This is a genomic window from Pantoea sp. X-Soil-MYKO-1785 (assembly GCF_059730675.1).
The window spans coordinates 2,301,607-2,325,509 of record NZ_AP036000.1 but is presented as its reverse complement, the minus strand read 5'-3'; the positions used below and the strand labels follow the sequence as shown (position 1 = coordinate 2,325,509).

At 53.3% G+C, this 23,903-nt stretch carries 24 protein-coding genes; 15 read left to right on the top strand and 9 right to left on the bottom strand.

Going from position 1 to position 23,903, the window contains the following annotated elements; all coding sequences use genetic code 11:
* Window positions 1-38 precede the first annotated feature (38 nt).
* The 3 genes from galU to AC6I8D_RS11195 are packed head-to-tail and all read left to right on the top strand — an operon-like array spanning window position 39 to window position 3,332.
* Window positions 39-947: a UTP--glucose-1-phosphate uridylyltransferase GalU gene (galU, locus tag AC6I8D_RS11205; protein WP_031374590.1), complete on the top strand. Its 909-nt coding sequence runs from the start codon at window positions 39-41 to the stop codon at window positions 945-947.
* Between the two features lie 22 nt (window positions 948-969).
* Window positions 970-2,310: a UDP-glucose dehydrogenase family protein gene (locus AC6I8D_RS11200; RefSeq protein ID WP_312057120.1), complete on the top strand. Its 1,341-nt coding sequence runs from the start codon at window positions 970-972 to the stop codon at window positions 2,308-2,310.
* 14 nt (window positions 2,311-2,324) lie between these two features.
* Complete coding sequence (locus AC6I8D_RS11195; protein ID WP_312057121.1) at window positions 2,325-3,332, top strand: NAD-dependent epimerase; 1,008 nt, start codon at window positions 2,325-2,327, stop codon at window positions 3,330-3,332.
* An 89-nt stretch (window positions 3,333-3,421) separates the two neighbouring features.
* Here the strand turns inward: AC6I8D_RS11195 and hns are convergent, their stop codons facing one another.
* Window positions 3,422-3,829 (bottom strand): histone-like nucleoid-structuring protein H-NS, encoded by a 408-nt coding sequence (gene hns, locus AC6I8D_RS11190; RefSeq protein ID WP_312057123.1) that lies wholly within the window; start codon window positions 3,827-3,829, stop codon window positions 3,422-3,424.
* 401 nt (window positions 3,830-4,230) lie between these two features.
* Here hns and tdk point away from each other — a divergent pair, with 401 nt between their 5' ends.
* Window positions 4,231-4,851 (top strand): thymidine kinase, encoded by a 621-nt coding sequence (gene tdk / locus AC6I8D_RS11185; protein WP_312757149.1) that lies wholly within the window; start codon window positions 4,231-4,233, stop codon window positions 4,849-4,851.
* A gap of 58 nt (window positions 4,852-4,909) precedes the next feature.
* On the opposite strand, the gene adhE is transcribed toward tdk, so the two are convergent.
* Window positions 4,910-7,597, bottom strand: a complete 2,688-nt coding sequence (adhE, locus tag AC6I8D_RS11180) for a bifunctional acetaldehyde-CoA/alcohol dehydrogenase (protein WP_312057127.1) — start codon at window positions 7,595-7,597, stop codon at window positions 4,910-4,912.
* 461 nt (window positions 7,598-8,058) lie between these two features.
* On the opposite strand from adhE, the gene AC6I8D_RS11175 reads away from it, so the two are divergent.
* The 7 genes from AC6I8D_RS11175 (at window position 8,059) to oppF (ending at window position 16,671) form a co-directional block, all read left to right on the top strand.
* Window positions 8,059-8,706, top strand: coding sequence for a YchE family NAAT transporter (locus tag AC6I8D_RS11175; protein ID WP_312057128.1), 648 nt, complete (start codon window positions 8,059-8,061; stop codon window positions 8,704-8,706).
* Window positions 8,707-9,289: 583 nt separating this feature from the next.
* On the top strand, window positions 9,290-10,915 hold the full coding sequence (locus AC6I8D_RS11170; protein ID WP_312757145.1) for an ABC transporter substrate-binding protein: 1,626 nt from the start codon (window positions 9,290-9,292) through the stop codon (window positions 10,913-10,915).
* Between the two features lie 157 nt (window positions 10,916-11,072).
* Entirely contained in the window at window positions 11,073-12,713 is a 1,641-nt protein-coding gene (oppA, locus tag AC6I8D_RS11165) for an oligopeptide ABC transporter substrate-binding protein OppA (RefSeq protein ID WP_312057131.1), read from the top strand.
* A gap of 91 nt (window positions 12,714-12,804) precedes the next feature.
* Window positions 12,805-13,725 (top strand): oligopeptide ABC transporter permease OppB, encoded by a 921-nt coding sequence (oppB, locus tag AC6I8D_RS11160; RefSeq protein ID WP_312057132.1) that lies wholly within the window; start codon window positions 12,805-12,807, stop codon window positions 13,723-13,725.
* A 14-nt stretch (window positions 13,726-13,739) separates the two neighbouring features.
* The gene (gene oppC / locus AC6I8D_RS11155) at window positions 13,740-14,648 is read left to right on the top strand and encodes an oligopeptide ABC transporter permease OppC (protein WP_312057133.1); all 909 of its coding nucleotides are present in this window, start codon (window positions 13,740-13,742) and stop codon (window positions 14,646-14,648) included.
* Between the two features lie 11 nt (window positions 14,649-14,659).
* Window positions 14,660-15,673: an ABC transporter ATP-binding protein gene (locus AC6I8D_RS11150; protein ID WP_312057134.1), complete on the top strand. Its 1,014-nt coding sequence runs from the start codon at window positions 14,660-14,662 to the stop codon at window positions 15,671-15,673.
* On the top strand, window positions 15,670-16,671 hold the full coding sequence (oppF, locus tag AC6I8D_RS11145) for a murein tripeptide/oligopeptide ABC transporter ATP binding protein OppF (RefSeq protein ID WP_233988032.1): 1,002 nt from the start codon (window positions 15,670-15,672) through the stop codon (window positions 16,669-16,671). Before AC6I8D_RS11150 ends, oppF begins: the two co-directional genes overlap by 4 nt.
* A gap of 46 nt (window positions 16,672-16,717) precedes the next feature.
* Here oppF and AC6I8D_RS11140 read toward each other — a convergent pair whose 3' ends face one another.
* On the bottom strand, window positions 16,718-17,041 hold the full coding sequence (locus tag AC6I8D_RS11140; protein ID WP_031374578.1) for an HI1450 family dsDNA-mimic protein: 324 nt from the start codon (window positions 17,039-17,041) through the stop codon (window positions 16,718-16,720).
* Between the two features lie 46 nt (window positions 17,042-17,087).
* The gene (gene cls / locus AC6I8D_RS11135) at window positions 17,088-18,548 is read right to left on the bottom strand and encodes a cardiolipin synthase (protein ID WP_497820209.1); all 1,461 of its coding nucleotides are present in this window, start codon (window positions 18,546-18,548) and stop codon (window positions 17,088-17,090) included.
* A 158-nt stretch (window positions 18,549-18,706) separates the two neighbouring features.
* Between cls and AC6I8D_RS11130 the strand changes: the two genes are divergently transcribed.
* A complete protein-coding gene (locus AC6I8D_RS11130; RefSeq protein WP_143807309.1) occupies window positions 18,707-18,880 on the top strand; it encodes a YciY family protein in 174 nt (57 codons plus the stop codon).
* Between the two features lie 98 nt (window positions 18,881-18,978).
* Here the strand turns inward: AC6I8D_RS11130 and AC6I8D_RS11125 are convergent, their stop codons facing one another.
* Entirely contained in the window at window positions 18,979-19,299 is a 321-nt protein-coding gene (locus tag AC6I8D_RS11125; RefSeq protein WP_497820208.1) for a hypothetical protein, read from the bottom strand.
* A 367-nt stretch (window positions 19,300-19,666) separates the two neighbouring features.
* Between AC6I8D_RS11125 and ycgZ the strand changes: the two genes are divergently transcribed.
* Window positions 19,667-19,909: a regulatory protein YcgZ gene (gene ycgZ, locus AC6I8D_RS11120; RefSeq protein ID WP_497820207.1), complete on the top strand. Its 243-nt coding sequence runs from the start codon at window positions 19,667-19,669 to the stop codon at window positions 19,907-19,909.
* 804 nt (window positions 19,910-20,713) lie between these two features.
* Window positions 20,714-21,199: an anti-virulence regulator CigR family protein gene (locus tag AC6I8D_RS11115; protein ID WP_497820206.1), complete on the top strand. Its 486-nt coding sequence runs from the start codon at window positions 20,714-20,716 to the stop codon at window positions 21,197-21,199.
* Window positions 21,200-21,308: 109 nt separating this feature from the next.
* On the opposite strand, the gene AC6I8D_RS11110 is transcribed toward AC6I8D_RS11115, so the two are convergent.
* On the bottom strand, window positions 21,309-21,497 hold the full coding sequence (locus tag AC6I8D_RS11110; RefSeq protein ID WP_312057143.1) for a hypothetical protein: 189 nt from the start codon (window positions 21,495-21,497) through the stop codon (window positions 21,309-21,311).
* 72 nt (window positions 21,498-21,569) lie between these two features.
* Window positions 21,570-21,866, bottom strand: coding sequence for a YciI family protein (locus tag AC6I8D_RS11105; RefSeq protein ID WP_312057144.1), 297 nt, complete (start codon window positions 21,864-21,866; stop codon window positions 21,570-21,572).
* A 201-nt stretch (window positions 21,867-22,067) separates the two neighbouring features.
* Between AC6I8D_RS11105 and tonB the strand changes: the two genes are divergently transcribed.
* Window positions 22,068-22,823, top strand: a complete 756-nt coding sequence (tonB, locus tag AC6I8D_RS11100; protein ID WP_312057145.1) for a TonB system transport protein TonB — start codon at window positions 22,068-22,070, stop codon at window positions 22,821-22,823.
* A 47-nt stretch (window positions 22,824-22,870) separates the two neighbouring features.
* Here tonB and yciA read toward each other — a convergent pair whose 3' ends face one another.
* Complete coding sequence (yciA, locus tag AC6I8D_RS11095; protein WP_497820205.1) at window positions 22,871-23,293, bottom strand: acyl-CoA thioester hydrolase YciA; 423 nt, start codon at window positions 23,291-23,293, stop codon at window positions 22,871-22,873.
* A 59-nt stretch (window positions 23,294-23,352) separates the two neighbouring features.
* Window positions 23,353-23,892 (bottom strand): septation protein A, encoded by a 540-nt coding sequence (locus AC6I8D_RS11090; RefSeq protein WP_312057148.1) that lies wholly within the window; start codon window positions 23,890-23,892, stop codon window positions 23,353-23,355.
* Window positions 23,893-23,903 lie beyond the last annotated feature (11 nt).

Sequence of the window (23,903 nt, the reverse complement as noted above, 5' to 3'; positions counted from 1 at the left end):
AAGTATTAACTTGAACGGCCTATAAGAGAGGTATCTTAATGTCTGCCTATAAGTCCAAAGTAAAAAAAGCGGTAATCCCGGTAGCGGGTCTGGGTACGCGCATGCTCCCAGCCACTAAAGCGATTCCGAAAGAGATGTTACCGCTGGTTGATAAGCCGTTAATCCAGTATGTCGTTAACGAGTGCATTGCTGCCGGCATCAACGAAATTGTGCTGGTCACTCACTCTTCTAAAAACGCCATCGAAAACCACTTCGATACCAGCTTCGAACTGGAATCTATGCTGGAAAAACGCGTTAAGCGTCAGCTGCTGGACGAAATCCAGTCAATCTGCCCGCCACACGTTACCATCATGCAGGTTCGTCAGGGCATCGCTAAAGGCCTGGGCCACGCGGTAATGTGCGCGCATCCATTAGTGGGTGATGAGCCTGTTGCTGTGATCCTGCCAGACGTGATCATCGATGAATACGAATCTAACCCAACCAAAGATAACCTGGCAGAAATGCTGAGCCGTTATGAAGAGTCTGGCCGCAGCCAGATCATGGTTGAGCCGGTTGCTGATGTAACTGCCTACGGTGTTGTCGATTGCCAGGGCGCAGAACTGAACCCAGGCGACAGCGCTCCAATGGTGGGTGTGGTTGAGAAGCCAAAAGCGGCAGAAGCGCCATCTAACCTGGCCGTTGTAGGTCGTTATGTTCTTTCAGCTGATATCTGGCCACTGCTGGCGAAAACGCCTCCAGGTGCAGGCGGCGAAGTTCAGTTAACTGACTCTATCGCGATGCTGATGGAAAAAGAGACCGTTGAAGCCTATCACCTGAAAGGCGTGAGCCATGACTGTGGTAACAAACTGGGCTACATGCAGGCTTTCGTTGAGTACGGTGTTCGTCATCCGGTATTGGGCAAAGATTTTTCTGAATGGCTCGATGGCGCGGTTGGCAACAAAAAGTAATTCATAAACACAGGATAACTCGATGAAAGTCACTGTATTTGGTATCGGCTATGTCGGTCTGGTTCAGGCTGCGGTGTTGGCCGAAGTCGGACATGACGTTCTCTGCATTGATGTCGACGAAAAGAAAGTCGAAAATCTGAAAAAAGGCATCATTCCTATTTTCGAACCAGGTTTAACGCCGCTGGTAATGTCCAATTACGAAGCGGGTCGTCTGAAGTTCAGCACCGATGCTGAGCTGGGCGTAAACCATGGTGTTATGCAGTTTATTGCAGTCGGTACACCCCCGGATGAAGACGGCTCTGCCGATCTGAAATATGTGACCGCTGTAGCGCGCACCATTGCGCAATACATGAACGATCACAAAGTGGTTATCGACAAATCAACCGTTCCGGTTGGCACAGCAGACAAAGTGCGTGCAGTGATGACGGAAGCGCTTAAAGCGCGTGACGCGAACATCACTTTCGATGTGGTCTCTAACCCTGAGTTCCTCAAGGAAGGCGCGGCGGTTAATGACTGCATGCGTCCAGAGCGCATCGTTGTCGGCACCGATAACGATGAAGTGGTTGAACTGTTACGCGAGCTCTATGAGCCGTTTAACCGCAACCACGATCGTATGATCATGATGGATATCCGCAGCGCAGAGCTGACCAAGTATGCTGCAAACTGCATGTTGGCGACCAAAATCAGCTTTATGAACGAGATCTCCAATCTGGCTGAGCGCTTAGGCGCGGATATTGAAAAAGTACGCCAGGGTATCGGCTCCGATCCCCGCATTGGCTACCACTTCATCTATCCGGGCTGTGGCTACGGTGGTTCCTGCTTCCCGAAAGATGTGCAGGCGCTGATCCGTACCGCTGAGTCTATCGGTTATAAGCCTCGCCTGTTACAGGCGGTGGAAGATGTCAATGACAGCCAGAAGACCAAGCTGCCGACCTTCATTAAGCGTCATTTCGGCGACGATCTGAGCGGCAAGACCTTTGCTCTTTGGGGTCTGTCATTCAAGCCGAATACCGACGATATGCGTGAAGCCTCCAGCCGCGTGCTGATGGAAACCCTGTGGGAAGCAGGTGCTTCTGTCCAGGCGTTTGACCCTGAAGCGATGGATGAAGCGCAGCGCATCTATGGTCACCGCAGCGATCTTAAGCTGATGGGAACCAAAGAAGCGGCACTGCAGGGCGCTGATGGCCTGGTCATTTGTACGGAGTGGCAAAACTTCCGTGCACCTGACTTTGACGTCATCAAAAATGCACTGAAAGAACCCGTGATTTTTGATGGTCGTAACCTGTATGATCCAGAGCGTACCAGCAAACGCGGATTCGTTTATTATGCAATCGGCCGCGGAGCGTCTATTCAAATTGCGTAATTAACGAGGGATTTATGAACTTTCTGGTCACCGGTGCCGCAGGCTTTATTGGTTTTCACGTTAGCCAACGTCTGCTGGCCGCCGGTCACCAGGTTGTCGGTATCGACAACCTGAATGATTATTACGACGTAAATCTTAAGCATGCCCGTCTGAATCTGATTAAATCCGATCCAGCTTTTACCTTTATTGAGATGGATCTGGCTGACCGTGACGCAATCGCGTCACTGTTTAAGCAACAGCAGTTCCAGCGCGTGATTCATTTAGGCGCCCAGGCGGGTGTTCGCTATTCTATAGAGAATCCACACGCCTACGCCGACGCAAATCTGATTGGCCACCTCAACATTCTTGAGGGCTGCCGTCATCATAAAATCGAACATCTGCTTTATGCATCCTCCAGTTCGGTTTATGGCCTGAATCGTAAAATGCCTTTCTCCACCGAAGATAGCGTTGACCATCCGGTTTCGTTATATGCGGCGACCAAGAAAGCTAACGAGTTAATGTCACATACTTACTCGCATCTTTACCAGTTGCCGACCACCGGACTGCGGTTCTTTACCGTTTATGGTCCGTGGGGCCGGCCGGATATGGCATTATTCAAATTCACCCGGGCAATGATTGCTGGTGAAGCGATTGATGTTTATAACCAGGGCCAGATGAAACGCGATTTCACCTATATTGATGACATTGCGGAAGCGATTGTTCGTTTGCAGGATGTTATTCCGCAGGCGGATGAAAACTGGACGGTAGAGGCGGGATCGCCAGCCACCAGTTCAGCGCCTTATCGGGTTTATAATATTGGTAACAGTCAGCCGGTCACGCTGATTAACTATATCGAAGCCATTGAGAAAGCATTGGGTATTACGGCGGTTAAGAATCTGATGCCAATGCAGCCTGGTGATGTGCTGGAAACCAGCGCCGACACCGAAGCGCTGTTTAAGGCAATCGGGTTTAAACCGCAAACCGGTGTAGAAGAGGGCGTTAAGCGCTTTGTTGACTGGTATCGGGACTTCTATCAGGTCTGATTGATAAAATTAAAAAGGAAGCGCAGGCTTCCTTTTTTTTTGTTATCTCTGCGGGTAATCAGTAGGCAGAAGCGAAGTTCAACCGGTTATCAGAGCAGAAAATCGTCTAACTGTTTACCTTGCTCTTCCAGAGCTTTTTTAATCACTGCCGGTGTGCGACCCTGACCCGTCCAGGTTCTGGTTTCGCCTTTTTCATCGACATACTTATATTTTGCCGGACGAACTGAACGGTTACCTTTACCGGCAACTTTGTTGTCTGACAGGGAGCCAAGCAATTCATTCGGATCGATGCCGTCCGCCAGCAGCATTTCACGATACTGTTCCAGTTTACGTGCACGCTCGGCATTCTCTGCCTGAGTCAGTGACTCCTCTTCGCGGCGTTCTTTTACCACCACTTCAAGTTTTTCCAGCATCTCTTCCAGCGAGTCAATCGGATACTCTCTGGCCTGAGCACGCAGCGTACGGATATTATTAAGAACTTTTAGTGCTTCGCTCATTGTCCTGGTCTCTGAATAATAAAAAAGTTGTTTTGCCCGACAATAGTAGAGGCGGTAATAAATAACTTCAACACAAATTAATATTAAAGCGCGACGGGAAAATAAAAGAGCGCAAAGATTATTCTTCAGAAAAATTTACTTTTTAGCCAGTTAATGCCTATTTTTGTCTCATTTTTTAAAAGACGTAAATTTAATACATTAATTACCGCCGGGAATAGACTGGCTGTTGTTGGGGTTACTATTCAGGCGGCCTGCTCAGGCAGGCAGCGGATCGAGCTGAGTTTTGGCCGTGCAGGGCGGCCAGTGCCGAACATTATTCAGCGGCTACCCGCTCAGTTTTAGCGGCGCTTTATGCTAATATGCGCGCCATTCCGTTAAGTCCTGATGAAGAACCCGCTGCTATGGCCCAACTCTATTTCTACTACTCTGCAATGAATGCGGGTAAATCCACCGCTTTGCTGCAGTCCTCCTATAACTACCAGGAACGGGGAATGCGAACCCTGGTCTACACCGCTGAAATTGACGATCGCTTTGGTGCAGGTACCGTAAGCTCGCGTATTGGCCTCTCTTCGCCTGCCTTGCTGTATAACGCAGAAACGGCGCTTTACCGCGATATCGCCACGGAGCACGCTGCTCAGCCGATTCACTGCGTGCTGGTCGATGAAAGTCAGTTCCTGACCCGTGAGCAGGTGAAGGCGTTGTCAGACGTGGTCGACAACCTGGATATCCCGGTGCTCTGCTATGGCCTGAGAACCGACTTCCGTGGTGAGCTGTTTACCGGCAGCCAGTATCTGCTGGCGTGGGCTGACAAGCTGGTAGAACTGAAGACCATCTGTCACTGTGGCCGCAAAGCCAGCATGGTGCTGCGGCTCGACAGCGAGGGTAAACCGTTCAGTGAAGGTGAGCAGGTGGTGATAGGCGGCAATGAACGCTATATCTCAGTGTGCCGCAAGCATTACAAGCAGGCGATTGAGCAGGGGTCATTGCAGGCGATATACGGCGCACAAACACCGCTGAACTGACAACGCTGCGCCATAAATAAAAAAACCCGCCGAGGCGGGTTTTTTGTTTGTCAGCCGATTAGACGTTTTTCGCTTTCTTCTCGACCTTAACACCTTTTACCGGTTGCTCAGCCACGGCTTCAGCGACGCTGGAGAAGGGTTCAACAAATTCGCGGCCATAATAGGTGTCCAGCATAATTTGTTTCAGCTCAGCAATCAGCGGATAACGTGGGTTAGCGCCGGTACACTGGTCATCGAATGCATCATCTGCCAGCTTATCGACTTTCGCCAGGAAGTCCGCTTCCGCCACACCCGCTTCGCGGATAGAGGTTGGGATACCCAGTTGAGTTTTAATCTCTTCCAGCCACGCCAGCAGTTTTTCAATTTTCTGCGCGGTGCGGTCGCCTGGGGCCGTCAGGCCTAAGTGGTCTGCGACTTCTGCGTAGCGACGACGTGCCTGCGGACGGTCATACTGGCTGAACGCGGTCTGTTTAGTCGGGTTGTCGTTCGCGTTATAACGAATGACGTTGGCGATTAACAGTGAGTTAGCCAGGCCGTGTGGGATATGGAACTCTGAACCCAGTTTATGCGCCATGGAGTGACAAACCCCAAGGAAGGCGTTGGCAAAGGCGATACCGGCGATGGTTGCCGCATTGTGTACCCGTTCACGCGCCACCGGATTTTTAGCACCTTCGGCGTAGCTGGCTGGCAGGTTCTCTTTCAGCAGTTTAAGTGCCTGCAGCGCCTGACCGTCAGAGTATTCGTTAGCCAGCACTGACACATAGGCTTCCAGCGCGTGGGTTACCGCATCCAGGCCGCCAAAGGCGCACAGGGAGCGCGGCATATCCATTACCAGATTGGCATCGACAATCGCCATGTCCGGGGTTAACGCATAGTCAGCCAGTGGGTATTTCTGGCCGGTGGCATCATCGGTAACCACCGCAAACGGCGTCACTTCTGAACCGGTACCGGAGGTGGTGGTGATCGCTACCATGCGCGCTTTGACGCCCATTTTCGGGAATTTGTAGATACGTTTACGGATATCCATAAAGCGTAACGCCAGTTCTTCGAAATGGGTTTCAGGATGTTCGTACATCACCCACATGATTTTCGCGGCATCCATCGGTGAACCACCGCCGAGGGCGATAATCACGTCAGGTTTGAAGCTGTTCATCTGCTCAGCGCCTTTACGCACGATGCTCAGCGTAGGGTCTGCCTCAACTTCGAAGAACACTTCTGTTTCAACGCCGTGTGCTTTCAGCACGCGAGTCACCTGGTCGGCATAACCGTTGTTAAACAGGAAGCGGTCAGTAACGATGAACGCACGTTTGGCGCCATCCGAAGCCACCTCTTCCAGTGCAATTGGCAGAGAGCCGCGACGGAAGTAGATGGATTTAGGAAGTTTATGCCACAACATATTTTCAGCTCGCTTGGCGACAGTTTTGGTATTGATCAGGTGTTTCGGTCCGACGTTTTCAGAGATGGAGTTACCGCCCCATGAACCACAACCCAGCGTCAGAGAAGGGGCCAGTTTAAAGTTGTAGAGGTCACCGATACCACCCTGTGAAGCCGGGGTATTGATCAGAATACGCGCGGTTTTCATTTTGTCGCCGAAGTAGTGAACGCGCTCGGTCTGGTTGTCCTGGTCGGTATACAGGCAGGAGGTGTGTCCGATACCGCCCATCGCCACCAGTTTTTCCGCTTTATCGACGGCATCCTGGAAATCTTTGGCCCGATACATCGCAAGGGTCGGGGAGAGCTTTTCGTGAGCAAACGGCTCAGATTCATCCACCAGCTGCACTTCACCAATCAGAATCTTGGTGCTTGGCGGTACGGTGATGCCCGCCATCTCAGCAATTTTAAACGCTGGCTGACCGACAATCGCCGCGTTCAGGCCGCCGTTTTTCAGAATGATATTCTGTACTGCGTTCAGCTCAGCGCCCTGCAGCAGGTAGCCGCCATGGCTGGCAAAACGTTCGCGCACCGCGTCATAGGCAGAATCCACCACAATCACGGACTGCTCAGAGGCACAAATCACGCCGTTATCGAAGGTTTTTGACATCAGGATAGAAGCCACGGCGCGTTTCACGTCGGCCGTTTCATCAATCACCACCGGCGTATTACCGGCACCCACACCGATAGCCGGTTTACCTGAGCTGTAAGCAGCTTTCACCATACCGGGTCCGCCGGTAGCCAGAATCAGGTTGATGTCAGGGTGATGCATTAACTGGTTAGACAGCTCTACAGAAGGCGCGTCAATCCAGCCGATAATATCTTTTGGCGCACCGGCGGCAATCGCTGCCTGCAACACGATATCCGCCGCTTTATTGGTAGCGTCTTTCGCACGTGGGTGTGGCGAGAAGATAATACCGTTACGGGTTTTAAGACTGATCAGCGCTTTGAAGATGGCGGTAGAGGTTGGGTTGGTGGTCGGCACGATGCCGCAAATCAGGCCAATCGGTTCTGCGATAGTGATAGTCCCGAAGGTGTCGTCGGTTGCTAACACACCGCAGGTCTTTTCATCTTTGTAGGCGTTATAGATATATTCAGAAGCAAAATGATTTTTGATCACTTTATCTTCGACGATGCCCATGCCGGATTCAGCAACGGCCATCTTAGCAAGAGGAATTCGGGCATCTGCGGCGGCAAGCGCGGCAGCACGGAAAATGGCGTCAACCTGTTGTTGGGAAAAGTTGGCGTATTCACGCTGGGCTTTTTTTACACGTTCGACCAGTGCATTAAGTTCAGCGACATTAGTAACGGCCATGGTGTTCTCCTGAAGGAAGTTAAACTTTTTTAGTAAACAATCCTGCGTCCTGAGTATAGTCGCGCCTGGCAGGGACGTTAGTTTGGGTCAGAACACCCGGATTTTCAAATGTTTACTAAACTAGTCTGCTCTGGCAGTACCGCGGTTGAACCTTGATACTGCTAATACTTCCGTTGCGAAAAGATTACCTGGTTTGAGGTACGGCAATTTTGATACAGATCAATTTGAACGCAAGCTGACACCTTTCAGCCGCACTTTTTGGAAGCCGGCTGTTGAAACGGCATTCGCCTCTGAAGGCCAGGCTTATAGCGGCTAAAACCAGCTGCATTTTAATGTCTGGCGAAAAGCGCTGAATCGGGCGCAGATCGGGAGAATAAATAGCTGCGCGCGCATCTGGCGTCAGGGCGCTTTTTCCCTTACATTAGGCGCGTTTTCCTCCCCCCAGCAGTACGGAGTCTGTCGTGAACCCTGCGCTATTAGATTTATCAGGCTATATAAAATTTTTTGTCGGGCTTTTTGCGCTGGTCAATCCGGTAGGCATTATTCCGGTATTTATCAGCATGACCCGCTATCAGGGTGTTGCCGAGCGTAATAAAACCAATCTGACGGCTAACCTCGCGGTCGCCATCATTTTGTGGACCTCACTGTTTCTCGGTGACGGGATCCTGCATATTTTCGGCATCTCAATTGACTCATTCCGCATCGCCGGGGGGATTCTGGTGGTGACCATCGCCATGTCGATGATCAGCGGTAAGCTGGGCGAAGATAAGCAGAACAAACAGGAAAAATCAGAGACCGCAATTCGTGAAAGCGTTGGGGTGGTACCGTTGGCACTGCCGCTGATGGCCGGACCGGGTGCTATCAGTTCGACCATTGTCTGGAGCACGCGCTACCACAGCTGGGTTAATCTGCTGGGTTTTAGCCTGGCGATTGCGCTTTTTGCCTTCTGCTGCTGGCTGTTGTTTCGGGCCGCGCCATTAATGGTGCGGGTGTTAGGCCAGACCGGGATTAACGTCATTACCCGTATTATGGGGCTGTTGCTGATGGCGCTGGGTATTGAGTTCGTGGTGACCGGAATGAAATCAATTTTCCCCGGCTTACTCAATTAACGACCCGACTTAATTCAGGGGCCGAAGCGAAGTTGTGAATCATAATGGTGCAAAGCGCTGAAATACTGCACCATAAAAATGCAATTATTCATCCCGCTTAATAGATTCAGCGGATTATCACTTTCATTACTGCCGATCGGAATTTGCCCGTTTTTAGCCACAGCAATGTCACGATTTTCACATGATAATCTGCTTTCTTATTCGTTCTTAGCCTGACAAATCGCGCCCCTGTTGCCAGCGGGCGCGCTTTCATCACGTCTGATGACGCATCTCCGGCATAATTGCCAAAAAAGTGTTTTTATCCCGCTACTGGCCACAGAAAAAGTTCGTTTTTATCTAAAATCGCTATTTTTCATAGCGATAAGATATTTTCAGGTCAAAAATTAACACTTCCGCTGCCTGACTTCTCATGATAAAAGAGAATTAGTTAACATTTTAGCTATTTTACTTTGGCGCGCTTCTGCTGCTTCTGATAATTTTTGGCGCAACGTAAAAATTTTTCTCCGACAGCCCAAAGTGAGAACGCTTTTTGCTTAAGCCTATCGGGATACTTAATTAAGGTTGGCGCTTTCGGATGACTGGGATGAAAAACTTGCAGCAACAGCGGTGTAAAATTGCATTATGTCTGTTAATCGCCCTTTCACCGGCCTATGGCGCCGTGGTGCCAGCCGGGACAACGCTGGCGCCGCAGCAGCAAATCGTCATTAATAACGGCACTGAGGTGGCGTCGCTCGACCCACATAAAGTTGAAGGCGTGCCGGAATCGAATATTATTCTTAATCTGCTTGATGGGCTGGTTAACACCGATAACAGCGGCAAGGTGGTGCCTGGCGTAGCGGAGAGCTGGCAAAACCAGCAGGGCACCCAGTGGACCTTTACCCTGCGGGATGACGCAAAATGGAGCAACGGCGAACCGGTAACCGCCGATGATTTCGTCTATAGCTGGCGTCGACTGGCCGATCCTGCGACGGCTTCCCCTTATTCGAGCTATCTGCAGGCTGCCCATTTCGCCAATATTGATGCCATTCTGGCCGGCAAAATGTCACCCGATCGGCTCGGTGTGAAGGCGCTTGATGCCCATCATCTGCAAATCACTCTGAGTGAACCGGTGCCTTATCTGGTCGCCATGCTGGCGCATACCGCGTTGAAGCCGGTTTATGCCCCGGCGATCAAGCAGTGGGGCGAGGCCTGGACCCGGCCGGGTCACTATGTCGGCAACGGTGCGTATACGCTGAGCGACTGGGTAGTCAATGAAAAAATCGTCCTGCAGCGTAATCCACATTACTGGGATAACAGCCATACGGTGATCGAGCAGGGCACTTTCCTGCCGATCGCCTCTGAAAACAGCGATATTAATCGCTATCGCAGCGGCGGCACCGACATTACCAACAGCGCAATCCCGCCAGAAATGTTCGGCAAACTGCGTCAGGAGTTGGGCGAGCAGGTCAAAGTCAGTCCGCTACTTTGCACTTTCTATTATGAAATTAATAATAAAAAGCCGCCGTTTACCGACCCGCGCGTACGCGCTGCGATCAAGATGACCCTCGACCGTGAGGTGATTGCCAACAAGATCATGGGGCAGGGACAGATTCCGGCCTACAGCCTGACGCCACCGTTTACCGCCGGGATCAACTTAACCCCACCGGAATGGTTCAGACAGACCCAGGCGCAGCGCAATCAGGCGGCGAAGAAGTTACTGGCAGAGGCGGGATTTGATGCCAGTCATCCGTTAACCTTCACGCTGCTCTATAACACCTCCGATCAGAATAAACGTCAGGCGATCGCGGCGGCGTCAATGTGGCAGAAGAATCTCGGTGCGAAGGTCACATTACAGAATCAGGAGTGGAAAACCCTGCTGGAGACCCGTCATCAGGCGCAGTATGACGTGGTTCGCGCCACCTGGTGCGCGGATTACAACGAGCCGTCGACCTTTCTCAACATGCTGATCGGTAACGCCTCAATCAATACCGCCTTTTACCGCAGCCCGACGTTTGATCGCCTGATGTCAGAGACCCTGACCGCCGGCAGTGAAGCGCAACGCGCCAGCCTCTATCAGCAGGCTGAAACACAACTCGACAAAGACTCACCAATTGTGCCAGTTTACTACCGCGTGAGTGTGCGCCTGGTGAAGCCCTGGGTTGGCGGCTTTACGGGCAAAGACCCGCAGGACATGACAGACCTGAAATACTATTTCATCAAACAACACTGAGCCGCGTGCTTACCTGGCGAGACAGTCGGGGAGCGCGCGTCCGTGCAGACCACAGTACGCGGTCACTATCCTCAGGTTAACCAGCCGGGGATCCCGAGACGGGGGACGCCGGGGCAGTCAATCGCCCCGGCGACGATAATAAAACTGGAGTGTAATAATGAACAACATCACGAAAAAAAGCCTGATTGCAGCGGGCGTTTTTGCTGCAATCAGTGCCCTGGCAGGGAATGCAGTTCTGGCGGCTACAGTGCCAGCTGGCGTTGAGCTGGCAGCAAAACAGGAACTGGTACGCGGCAATGGCGATGAAGTGCAGTCGCTTGATCCGCACAAAATTGAAGGCGTGCCGGAAGATAACGTGGCGCGCGATCTCTACGAAGGTCTGCTGGTCAGTGACAGCAACGGTCACCCGGTGCCGGGCGTAGCGGAAAGTTACGAAAACAAAGATTTCAAAGTGTGGACTTTCCACTTACGTAAGAATGCCAAATGGTCGAACGGCGAGCCGGTCACCGCGCAGGACTTCGTCTACAGCTGGCAGCGCCTGGTGGATCCGAAAACCGCGTCACCTTACGCCAGCTACCCACAGTATGGTCATATCCTTAACGTTGATGAGATCATCGCCGGCAAAAAACCGACCTCCGATCTGGGCGTGAAGGCGATTGATGATCATACGCTGGAAGTGACCCTGAGTGAGCCGGTTCCTTATTTCGACAAGCTGATGATCAACTCAGTGATGTCGCCGGTGTATAAGCCCGCGATTGAGAAGTTCGGCGATCAGTGGACTCAGCCACAGAACTGGGTCGGCAACGGCGCGTTTAAACTGGATGCGCACGTCATCAACGAACGCATCACCCTGGTGCGGAACCCGCAGTACTGGGATAACGCCAACACCATTCTGAACAAAGTGACCTTCCTGCCGATCAATTCAGAAGTCAGTGACGTTAACCGTTATTTCTCTGAGAACGGCAGCGACATGACCTACAACAACATGCCGATTGAGCTGTTCAAAAAGCTGCAGCGCGATAACGGCAAAGAACTGCACGTTGATCCCTATCTCTGCACCTATTACTACGAAATCAATAACCAGAAAGCGCCATTCACCGATCCTCGCGTGCGCGCCGCGCTGAAGCTCGGCCTCGATCGCGACATCATGGTGAATAAAGTGCTGGCCCAGGGTCAGGTGCCTGCTTACAGCTTCACGCCGCCATCAACCGACGGCATGGATATTCTGCCGCCAGACTGGTTCAAATGGACGCAGGAAAAACGTAATGAAGAGGCGAAAAAATTGCTGGCTGAAGCCGGTTATACCGCCGATAAGCCGCTGACCTTCAACCTGCTGTACAACACCTCCGATTTGCATAAGAAGCTGGCGATTGCCGCCTCGTCGATCTGGAAGAAAAACATCGGGGTGAACATCAAGCTGGAAAACCAGGAGTGGAAAACCTTCCTCGACACCCGTCATCAGGGCAACTTTGACGTTTCGCGTGCCGCCTGGTGTGCTGACTATAACGAACCGACCTCATTCCTGAACATCATGCTGTCGAACAGCAGCAGTAACACCTCTCACTATAAGAGCGAGGCATTCGATCAGGTACTGCGTGATGCCATCAAAGCCCCAGACGAAAAAGCCCGTGCCGCCGATTATCAGCGTGCCGAGCAGATTCTGGATAAAGATAGCACCATCGTCCCGGTCTACTACTACGTTAACGCGCGTCTGGTAAAACCTTACGTTGGCGGTTATACCGGCAAAGATCCGCTGGATAAATCGCAGGATAAGAACTTCTACATCATTAAACACTAATAGCACACAGGCTATCGACAGCGGCGGCGCGTCTGCGCCGCCTTTACGTTTTATTTATTTGTTGTGAAGCAACAGCCTGGTAGGTACGGCAATGTTAAAATTCATCCTGCGTCGCTTGCTTGAAGCGGTCCCGACGCTGTTCGTCCTGATTACCATCTCCTTCTTTATGATGCGACTGGCACCCGGCAGTCCGTTTACCGGCGAGCGCACCCTGGCGCCGGAAGTCATGGCCAACATTGAGGCGAAATATCACCTCAACGACCCGATTGGTAAGCAGTATGTCGATTACCTGGTGCAGCTGGCGCACGGCGATTTCGGCCCCTCATTTAAATATAAAGATTATTCGGTTAACTATCTGGTTGGCCATGCGTTCCCGGTTTCAGCCAAACTCGGGCTGGCCGCCTTTCTGCTGGCGGTGGTACTCGGCGTGGCTGCTGGGGTGATCGCCGCGCTTAAGCAGAACAGTTTGTGGGATTTCGCGGTAATGGGGGTGGCAATGACCGGCGTGGTGATACCGAGTTTCGTGGTCGCACCGCTGCTGGTTCTGGTATTCGCCATTACGCTGAAATGGCTACCCGGCGGCGGCTGGAATGGCGGGCAGTGGAACTACATGCTGCTGCCGATGGTGGCGCTGTCGCTGGCCTATATCGCCAGTATCGCGCGTATCACCCGCGGATCGATGATTGAAGTCATGCACTCCAACTTTATCCGCACCGCGCGTGCCAAAGGGCTGCCATTGCGCCGTATCGTGCTGCGCCATGCGCTAAAGCCGGCGCTGCTGCCGGTGATCTCCTATATGGGGCCGGCGTTTGTCGGCATCATCACCGGCTCAATGGTGATTGAGTCGATCTACGGCCTGCCGGGTATCGGTCAGCTGTTTGTTAACGGCGCTCTGAACCGTGACTACTCGCTGGTGATGAGCCTGACCATTCTGGTGGGTTTGTTAACCATTCTGTTTAACGCGGTTGTTGACGTGCTGTATGCCGTTATCGATCCGAAAATTCGTTACTGATTGCGGAGTTCGCCATGATGTTAAGTAAGAAAAACAGCGAAGCTCTGGATGCGTTCAGTGAGAAGCTGGAAGTGGAAGGGCGCAGTTTGTGGCAGGACGCCCGCCGTCGTTTTATTCATAACCGTGCAGCCTCATTCAGCCTGCTGGTGCTGCTGCTGATTACGCTGTTTGTGATTGTTGCGCCGATGCTGTCGCAGTTCACCTATGACGATACCGACTGGGGCATGATGTCCTCTGCGCCGGATACCACCTCCGGCCACTGGTTTGGCACCGACTCGTCGGGGCGCGATCTGCTGGTGAGGGTGGCAATTGGCGGCCGGATTTCACTGATGGTGGGTGTGGCTTCCGCGTTGATTGCGGTGATCGTCGGTACCCTGTACGGTTCCGTTGCCGGTTACCTCGGCGGCAAAACCGACTCGGTGATGATGCGTATTCTGGAAATCCTCAACTCGTTCCCGTTTATGTTCTTCGTCATTCTGCTGGTGACCTTCTTTGGCCGTAATATCCTGCTGATCTTTGCCGCCATCGGCATGGTGTCGTGGCTGGATATGGCGCGTATCGTGCGTGGACAAACCCTGAGCCTGAAGCGCAAAGAGTTTATTGAAGCCGCTCACGTTGGCGGCGTTTCCACCTGGAAGATCGTGGTGCGTCACATTGTGCCGAACGTGCTGGGCGTGGTGGTGGTTTACGCCTCCCTGCTGGTGCCCAGCATGATCCTGTTTGAATCCTTTTTGAGCTTCCTTGGCCTCGGGACGCAGGAGCCGCTCAGCAGCTGGGGCGCGCTGCTGAGCGATGGGGCGAACTCGATGGAAGTGTCGCCGTGGTTGCTGCTCTATCCGGCGGGTTTTCTGGTGGTCACGCTGTTCTGTTTCAACTTTATCGGCGATGGCCTGCGTGATGCCCTCGACCCGAAAGATCGTTAAGGAGTTTCCCGATGACCATTCATGAATTCCAGCCAGCAATGGCGGCCCGCGCGGGAAGCGAACAGTTACTGCAGGTGAAGGATTTGCGCGTCACCTTCGGCACTCACGACGGCGATGTGACGGCCGTGAACGATCTTAACTTTTCGCTGCGCGCCGGTGAGACGCTGGGTATTGTAGGCGAATCCGGTTCCGGCAAATCACAGACCGCCTTCGCCCTGATGGGGCTGCTGGCAAAAAATGGCCGTATCGGCGGCTCGGCACTGTTCAACGGCAAGGAGATCCTCAACCTGCCCGAGCACCAGCTTAACCGGCTGCGCGCCGAGCAGATTGCCATGATCTTCCAGGACCCGATGACCTCGCTTAACCCCTACATGCGGGTCGGCGAACAGTTAATGGAAGTGCTGAAGCTGCACAAGGGCATGAACAGCGCCCAGGCCTTCGAAGAGTCGGTCAGGATGCTGGACGCGGTGAAAATGCCTGAAGCGCGCAAGCGGATGAGAATGTATCCGCATGAGTTCTCCGGCGGGATGCGGCAGCGTGTGATGATCGCCATGGCGCTGCTGTGCCGGCCAAAACTGCTGATTGCTGATGAGCCGACCACGGCGCTCGACGTGACGGTGCAGGCGCAGATTATGACGCTGCTCAACGATCTCAAACGCGAATTCAACACCGCCATTATTATGATCACCCACGATCTGGGCGTCGTCGCCGGGATCTGCGACAAAGTGCTGGTGATGTATGCCGGACGCACCATGGAATATGGCCGCGCCCGTGACGTTTTCTATCAGCCGGCACACCCGTATTCAATCGGCCTGCTGAATGCGGTGCCGCGTCTGGATGCTGAAGGCGAGAGCCTGACCACCATTCCCGGCAATCCGCCTAACCTGCTGCGTCTGCCGGCGGGCTGCCCGTTCCAGCCGCGTTGTCCACATGCGATGGATATCTGTGCCAAAGCGCCGCCGCTGGAACCGTTCGGGGATGGGCGTTTACGTGCCTGCTTTAAGCCGGTGGAGGAATTAGTATGAGCGCCGTAGCCGAAAAAAGAGTGTTACTGGAAATCGCCGACCTCAAGGTGCATTTCGATATCAAAGATGGCAAGCAGTGGTTCTGGCAGCCGTCAAAGACCCTGAAAGCGGTGGATGGCGTCAGCCTGCGCCTGTACGAAGGGGAGACGCTGGGCGTGGTCGGCGAATCGGGCTGCGGCAAATCGACGCTGGCCCGGGCGATCATCGGCCTGGTGAAAGCCACCGAAGGTCGGGTGGCGTGGCTGGGGCGCGATCTGCTGGGGCAGAGTGAAGAGGAGTGGCGCAAGGCGCGCAGTGACATCCAGATGATCTTTCAGGATCCGCTGGCTTCGCTCAATCCGCGTATGACCATCGGCGATATCATTGCCGAACCGTTGCGCACTTATCATCCGAAAATGGCGCGTCAGGAAGTCAAAGATCGCGTCAAAAATATGATGATGAAGGTCGGCCTGCTGCCGAACCTGATCAACCGCTATCCGCATGAGTTCTCTGGCGGCCAGTGCCAGCGTATCGGTATCGCGCGTGCGCTGATCCTCGAGCCTAAGCTGATTATCTGTGATGAACCGGTCTCCGCCCTTGACGTCTCGATTCAGGCGCAGGTGGTAAACCTGTTGCAGCAGTTGCAGCGCGAAATGGGGCTGTCGCTGATCTTTATCGCCCACGATCTGGCGGTGGTGAAACACATCTCCGATCGGGTGCTGGTGATGTACCTCGGTCATGCGGTCGAGTTGGGCACCTACAGCGAGGTCTACAGCAATCCGCAGCATCCGTACACCAAAGCGCTGATGTCAGCGGTGCCGATTCCCGATCCGGATCTGGAAAAGAACAAGCAGATTCAGCTGCTGGAAGGCGAGTTACCGTCTCCGATCAATCCGCCGTCCGGCTGCGTGTTCCGCACCCGCTGCCCGATTGCCGGACCGGAGTGCGCTAAAACCCGGCCGCTGCTGGAAGGCAGTTTCCGCCATGCGGTCTCCTGCCTGAAGGTCGATCCGTTATAATGCAAAACGCCGGGCAGAGGCCCGGCGTTTTTTATCGCGGCGACGGCTATTCACGCCACAGGATATGACACAGCTTGTGGTCTTTTTCACGGCACAGCAGGACGCGTGCAAAGACGTCGGTAATCGGTTCACCATCCGCTTCACCCAGCCCAATCACCACTTCCGCGAAAAAGTCAGGATTCAGATCGAAATCAACATGTTCCTGCCAGTCATCAGAAGGATCGAACAGCTCGGCGCCGCCGCGTTCTTCGAACTGCAGATTAAAAAGGATGATGTCTGCCGGATCGAGATTATCGCCTGCCAGCTCAAGAAAAATATCGTAAGCCTGTTCCAGCGTTTCGTCTTCAGTAAGGCGATTATTTAAATCCATGGTCTGTCCTGTCTGCCCTGCGGGCGTTTACACAATTTGGCTCGTTTTACAGTAAAGGGCTAAAGAAGTAAAACAGTCGTTCGACGATGCGTTGCCACCAGGCACGTTTTGACCAGCGCTTACCGTCCAGCAGGCGTGAGCGGGCAATATAGTCATCCTGCACGCAGGCCAGATCGCTGCCAAATCCGGCATCGTCTACCACCAGTGTAATCTCAAAATTGAGCCACAGGCTGCGCATATCAAGATTTACCGTGCCGACCAGGCTGAGCTGTCCATCAACCAGAACGCTTTTGGTATGCAGCAGGCCATCTTCAAACTGGTAAATTTTAACGCCCGCCTCCAGCAGCTCACTGAAAAACGCCCGGCTGGCCCAGCCCACCAGCAAGGAGTCGTTATGGCGCGGGACAATAATGCTGACATTCACGCCGCGCTGCGCCGCGGTGCAGATGGCATGCAGCAGATCGTCGCTTGGCACGAAGTAGGGCGTGGTCATGATCAGCTGTTCACGGGCGGAATAGACCGCCGTCAGCAGCGCCTGATGGATCATATCTTCCGGAAAGCCAGGACCCGAGGCGATAACCTGCACCGTGTGGCCGCTCTCCTGCTCAAACGGCATGATATTGCGGTCGGGCGGCGGCGGCAGAATACGTTTACCGGTTTCAATCTCCCAGTCGCAGCTGAAGACAATCCCCATCGCGGTGGCCACCGGACCTTCCATCCGCGCCATCAGATCGATCCATTGTCCGACCCCGGCGTTCTGTTTGAAGAAACGCGGATCCACCAGATTCATGCTGCCGGTGTAGGCAATATAGTTATCGATTAACACGATTTTTCGGTGCTGACGCAGATCCATCCGGCGCAGGAAAACGCGCAGCAGGCTGACCTGCAACGCTTCCACCACATCAATACCGGCATTGCGCATCATGCCCACCCACTGGCTGCGGAAGAAGGTGACGCTGCCGGCCGAGTCGAGCAGCAAACGGCAATGTACGCCGCGACGTGAGGCCGCCATCAGCGACTCTGCCACTTCATCCGCCAGTCCACCAGGGTGCCAGATATAGAACACCATCTCGATGTTGTGACGCGCCAGCTGGATGTCGCGGATCAGCGCCTGCATCACATCATCCGAGCTGGTCAGCAGTTGCAGCTGGTTGCCTTTGACGCCGGCGATGCCCTGACGGTGATAACAAAGCTCGAACAGCGAGCGCGCAACGTCGCTGTGTTCAGTGGCAAAGATTTCACGGCACTGCTTCAGGTCGTTCAGCCAGCGCGCCGTTGATGGCCACATGGTGCGGGCGCGTTCGGCACGCCGTTTACCCAGGTGCAGTTCGCCAAAGGAGAGGTAGGCGATAATACCCACCAGCGGCAGAATATAGATAATCAGCAGCCAGGCCATCGCCGAAGTGACGGCGCGGCGCTTCATCAGTATTCGCAAGGTGACACCGGCGATCAGCAGCCAGTAGCCAAACAGCAGCATCCAACTGATCAGGGTGTAAAAAGTGGTCATTAAGTGGACATCCCGTTCGCGCTTTCGTCTGGCAAGTTTACGTGCTGTTGCGGGTCAGCGAAACCCCCTGGCCTGCGCCATCTGTTCAGATCAGATTTGGCATTGGCGATAAGATCTTTATAATACGTGCGCGTGAATTCGATGTCAGAGAGGAAGTAATGAGACGAAGCAGAAATGAAGTGGCGCGCTGGAGAATGTTACGTCAGGTGCACCGCCGCCGTTCACGCTGGCTGGAAGGGCAGTCACGCCGTTATAAGCGTATCCACAGCATCCGCCATCAGCTGGCGCAGCAGCAGCGTCGCTCCATTCTGTTTATTACGCAAAATATGTAATCGCCGTCGCCAGTTCTGACGGTTCAGGCGTGCAACCGGGCAACCGGGCAGCCGGCTGGGGAGAATCCCCGGCACCTTCCCGCCAGTCCGATGCCGGCTCAGGCTTCGAAAAAGCCCATCTCCGCCAGAAAGTGGCGCGCCTGCAGATGCTCCTGTTGCGACGCGCCGCGATCCTTCACTTCACTCATCAGGCAATCGGCCGGGCTGCCCACGCCCATCGGACGTCGATAACCGGCACGGTCATACCATTCAAAAGACCACTTATCTGTTTTGCGATGATAATAAATGGTCAGCCAGGCAGAGCAATTTGCCGGGTAGCCGCTCAGCACTTCTGTTTTTGGATCGGCAATCGCCTGCATCCGCAATAACAGCTGATTGAACAGAGTTGAGGCGCCCTGAATATTATATGTTTTATGCATAATGAGCCTGCGACTGTGATGTAGCGTCCGTTCTGAACTTCGAAGTGTAATAAAGAAGTCATAAATGTAGACAGTGATGGATAATAATTCCTCTCCAGGATAAAAAAAATCCATCGCGCGTTTTTTACTGTCGGTGTCGCGCCACGCGAAGACGGTTATGCGCTAACTGCGTGCGGACGACGCCTCTGGCGGACGCAGCCAACTCTGTACAACTTTACAATAACGCAAGTGACTGTTTGATAGTAATTTATTTCATTGGTTGCTGTTGCAGGGCAAATTATACCATAAATATCTGTACAACTTTATTGGAGTTGTATAGCTTTACTGCATCGGTTGAAAAATTAAACGAACTCTATGAGGGTTAACGATGCAAACCAACGTACGAATTCCGGCCTCCATTTCAGATATTTCGGCTTATCTTAGCAGTGCCGCTCTGCCGTCACAGCAGGCGATTCTGGGGTCAGTGGTAACCGAGATTATGCGTTCAGGACGCAGTCTCAATCGTAAGGCGATCTGTACCCGCTTGATTAGCCGCTTACAGGATTTGACCAGTGCGGAAGAAGAGCACCATTACCATGCCCTGATTAGCTTGCTGCTGGAACGCAATTAATGCGCCGGTGATAGCATTTGCGCTGTGGCTGGGGTTGCCCGCACGCTTATAGCACTCTGCACAGCGGACGTTTGCAGGGGAACAGGTGCTAAGAAAAGAGCACCGGAAAGTGCAGAAACAAGTTCAGCAGATAGTTCAGCAGAAAGTTCAGCTCACCACACTCCGATCGCTGGCGGGGAAGATACGCCACAGGCACCGCGCAAGCGGGTCGGCCATATTGACAAGGTGTCAGTGTTTTTGTAGAAATTAGCCATCTTTCGTGATCGTTTTTCGTTGTCCAATCATTCATCTTTCACGGAAGATCGAAGCCCTGCCAGACCGGCAGGGCTTTTGTTTTTCCCGCAACAATCCGCTCATGGTCAATCCAGTAAATAGATGCCCGCAACAATCGCGCTGACAGACATGATATGCAGCAATTCGGTCATGACGGCCTCTCCTGTTGTGTTGAACGGTCCTTTCAGTCAAGAACACGCTGGCTGATTGGTCAAAAAAATTTACATTTATACCGGTCAGGACGCGGTGGAGATGCCAGTCTTATTAAATAACATACTGTAAAATAGTAAAACCTGTCATTTATCGCTGCGGCTATTGTTTAGCAGGACTAAGCGTTGCTGGGTGGTTTACAGGCTACGCCAGCGGATTGTTCAGACGCCTGTCAGCAGGCGCCAAAACTGACGCTGCGCTAAACCGCTGAGAGTCGATGCAGATCGAAGATATTTGCAGCGTGCTTTTTAAGAGCATGCCAGATTGCTGCTTTTCAGATCCGGCTATAAATTGAGAAGAAATACCTTTGGGAGTCAGTCAATGAATAAGAAATCAAACGGTGGCGTCATCGCTTTGGCCTGCTGTCTGCTGTTCACCTCGCCAGTCTTACTGGCCAATCCGGGCAATGGCAATGGTAATGGCAATGGTAATGGTCATGGACATTCCGCCGACCATGGTGGTAAAGGTGAGGGCAAAAACGCTAAAGATCATTCGTCTCAGGGTAAAAAGAAGCAGGGCGGCGATCCTTATCGGGCGGAATCCGAGATCGGCTATGCGTTCGCCCGCGATCTGGCCAGACAGCATGGGCTGACCGGTTATTCATCGCTGCCACCGGGTATTGCGAAGAATCTTGCGCGAGGTAAACCTTTGCCACCCGGTATTGCCAAACGGTCGGTGCCATCTTCCATGCTGGACAGCCTGCCCTATTATCCGGGTTATCAATGGAAGATTGTCGGGGATAACCTGGTGCTGATCGCGCTCAGTACTGCGGTGGTGACGGCAATTATCAGTAACGTCTTCGATTAAGCTTAGCGGGCTTAATGAATTGATAAAAACGGCACCTTACCCGGTTGTGGGGCCGGGTTCAGCGGGCAGTTCAGGAAGGCGGTTTTTTTGAATTCTGCGGGCGAGAGGGCTAACCGGCCAGCCGCGCCTGCGCGGTCAACAGCAGGGTTACGTTCACCAGCTGCAGCGCCGCAGCCAGCACCACGCACATCACAATCAGCTGTTTTTTGTTACGCCAGCCGTGGGCCCGCCATAAATAGAGTGCGGCCCCAATCAGCGCCAGGATCGGCACCAGCAGCGCCAGAATCATCACTTGCATCGTTACTTCACCCAAAACAAAAATGGCTTCCGTGCGCCGCACCGAAGCCATTTCTTAACCTGGTACGCGCGATCAGAAAACGCGTTTAAACGGTTTCACGGAGACCTGTTTGTAGACGCCAGCAGCAATATAGGGGTCATCTTCTGCCCACGACTGCGCCGCTTCTAATGACGGGAACTCGGCAATCACGGTAGAACCGGTGAAGCCCGCCACGCCCGGATCGTTGCTGTCGACAGCAGGCATCGGACCCGCAATAATCAGGCGTCCTTCTTCATGCAGTAGTTTCAGCCGAGCCAGATGAGCAGGGCGCACCGCGTTACGTTTTTCCAGTGAATCTGCGTTGTCTTCTGCATAAATGACGTAAAGCACTTGGGAGCTCCCATTAACTCTTCAGAATTTCGCAACACGTTAAGGGATTGCCGATCAGAGTGCAAATGAAACCTCTGACCACTTCGGTGCTCAGCATAATGGGCTAAAAAACGCTTTTCTTTCGGCTGGATGGCGGGAGTTATTGAAACTGATTGCTATTTGCATTTAAAATCGGCTCTTCATTCAATGACCGCGACCGTTATGACCACGCTGACTATGCCATTACCAAAACGCACGCCTGTCTCCATGTTATTGTCTGTCGCTTTACATGGTGCCGTAATTGCCGGAATTCTTTACGCCTCATTCCATCAGGTACTCGAAGTTCCTAAAGCGTCGCAGCCTATCAGCGTAACCATGGTCGCTCCTGAAGTTCAGCCTGAGCCGGCCCCGGCAGTGGTTGAGCCACCCGCCCCACAGCCAGAACCGCAGCCAGAACCTGAACCGGTGCCAGAACCTCAGCCGGCCCCGGAGCCACCGAAGCCCGAGCCGGTGCCCATTCCTAAGCCGGAACCGAAGCCCAAACCTAAGCCGAAGCCGGAACACAAGCGTGAGCAGCCTAAACGCGAAGTCAAACCGCGGCAGGAGAGCAAGCCGCAGGCCAATCCGTTTAAGCAGGAGGCACCGGCCACGCAGAACAAGCCAACCGCCGCGCCGAAGTCGACGCCAGCACCGAGTCAGACGGTGTCAAATGGGCCAAAAGCGCTGAGCGTCAGCAAGCCGGGCTATCCACCGCGAGCATTAGCATTACGCGTCGAAGGACGAGTGCGGGTGAAATTTGATGTGGACAGCGAAGGGCGGGTGGATAACATCCAGATACTCTCCGCCGAGCCGCGCAATATGTTTGAACGTACTGTCAAACAGGCAATGAAGCAGTGGCGTTACCAGAGCGGGCGTCCGGGGCAGGGTCTGACCATGAACGTTGTGTTTAAGCTCAGTGGCGGAGCCAGTATCGAATAGTAAACTGGCGGTCAGGTAACACCCTTGCCTGACCGCCAGTCGACCGGCTAATCGCTGGGTTGCTGATTGGCCCGTCCGGCAGGCAACGGACGTGAATTACCGTCATTGTCGACCGCGACGTAGATAAATACCGCATCGGTCGCACAGTAGGTCTGCCCAATCGGCTCTGACGACACCTTCTTGATCCACACCTCGACATTGATGGTCATGGAACTGTTGCCGGTGCGGATGCAGCGAGCGTGGCAACTGACCACATCACCCACCGCCACCGGTTTCATAAATGACATGCCATCAACCCGCACCGTAACCACCCGGCCTTCGGCAATCTCTTTGGCCAGGATCGCACCGCCCATATCCATCTGAGACATCAACCAGCCGCCAAAAATATCACCGTTGGCGTTGGTATCTGCTGGCATGGCTAACGTACGTAACACCATTTCGCCTTGCGGCAACTTATGTTTTTCGTCCATTGCTTTCATTCTTCTGCAGATGATCGCTAAAAAATGCCCGGCAGGACCGGGCAGCGTAATTATTTTTGTTGTTGTTGCGGCATCTGTCGCCAGATGTAGAGCCCGCTGATCAGGGTAAACAGTAGGGTGAGGCCGGTCAGACCAAACACCTTAAAGTTAACCCAGAACGCCTGAGATAACCAAAAGGCGACATAGATATTGACCAGACCGCAGACCAGGAAAAACAGCGCCCAGGCGGTGTTCAGCCGACGCCAGATTGGGTCCGGCAGCTGTAACTCTTTGCCCAGCATGCTCTGGATCAGCGTTTGTTTCATAAACCACTGGCTGTAGAGCAGCGCCACGGCAAACAGGCTGTAGATCACCGTCACTTTCCACTTAATAAACTCATCGTTGTGGAAAACCAGCGTCAGCGTGCCAAATACCGCCACCAGCACAAAGGTGAAAATCGTCATCTTCTCCAGTTTACGGTAGAGCACCCAGCTGACGACTAATGCCAGACCGGTTGCGACAATCAACGCGCCAGAGGCAACAAAGATGTCGTACAGCTTGTAGAAAATGAAAAAAACTACCAAAGGGAGAAAGTCGAGTAACTGCTTCATAGTCATTCCAG